This window comes from Chitiniphilus eburneus, assembly GCF_005048205.1.
Classification (GTDB): domain Bacteria; phylum Pseudomonadota; class Gammaproteobacteria; order Burkholderiales; family Chitinibacteraceae; genus Chitiniphilus; species Chitiniphilus eburneus.
Genome location: NZ_SUMF01000080.1, coordinates 1 through 1,036, shown reverse-complemented (window position 1 = coordinate 1,036; position 1,036 = coordinate 1). Strand labels below are relative to the sequence as shown.

The 1,036-nt window shown below is 62.8% G+C and carries 1 protein-coding gene; it reads right to left on the bottom strand.

What is annotated here, in order from left to right; genetic code table 11:
* Positions 1 to 3: 3 nt before the first annotated feature.
* A complete protein-coding gene (locus tag FAZ21_RS20040) occupies positions 4 to 942 on the bottom strand; it encodes an IS481 family transposase (RefSeq protein WP_136775194.1) in 939 nt (312 codons plus the stop codon).
* Between the last annotated feature and the right edge of the window lie 94 nt (positions 943 to 1,036).

Here is a 1,036-nt window from a genome sequence, read left to right as displayed (position 1 = left end):
GCCCTAGGTGTCGAGTTGCAATAGGTTGTTCCCGCCAAGCCTGGAGGCTGGAGGTTTTTGGCCGAGGGCTGAGTGTGGCCTTCGGGCGTTGTAGTAGCTCAGAAATGCGGGCAGCCAGGCCGTTCGCTCGGCACTGTTGGCCCACACCCGACCATAGGCCCACTCACGAAGGCACGTCTGGATAAACCGCTCGGCCTTGCCATTGGTCTGTGGCCGATACGGCTTGGTGAAGCTGTGCTTGATGCCCAGCGCTTGGCAGGTCCGGGCAAACAGGCCCGAGCGGTAGGCGGAACCGTTGTCGGTGATCAGCCGTTCAATCTTCACGCCCAAGGCCGCGTAGTGAGTGACCGCCGCCTTGAGGAATTCGACTGCTGAGCTCTTACGCTCGTCCGCGAGCACCTGCACAAACCCAACCCGAGAGTGGTCGTCGATGGCGACATGGGCGAACTCCCAGCCTGCGCCTCGGGTGTGGTCACGTGGATCGCCGCTGGCGCGGTGACCCGTGACGGCAATGCGCCCGAGTTTCTTCGTATCCATGTGCAGCAACTCGCCGGGACTTTGTCGCTCATAGCGCACCACGGGTATCGCAGGTTCCAGGGCGCGCAGGCTGGACAGACCCAGGCGCGCCAGCAGACGACTGACGGTGGACACACTGCGCCCGACGACGCGGGCGATGGCACGCATGGGCATGCGGTGACGGCGAAGCTGCTCAATGCGCAGGCACAGCGCCGAGTCGCAGGTGGTGCGCGTGGTCTGTGGGCGGGAACTGCGGTCATACAAGCTGGCCAGACCGTGCTCGGTAAAGCGCTTGAGCCATTTGCGTGCGGTGCGCTCGCTGATGCCTGCGGCCTTGGCCGCGGGCATCAGTCCGATCCTGGCGATACGTTCAATGAGCAACTTGCGTCCTTCAAAGGTGAGTCTGGCATTCTTGTGGCTGTTCATCCGGCGGGATTCCTCTGTGACCCTGAAGCGTGGTAACTCCAGTCTCCCAGACCCGTTCGGGTGAACAACCTATTGAGACACAACACCTAGGGCG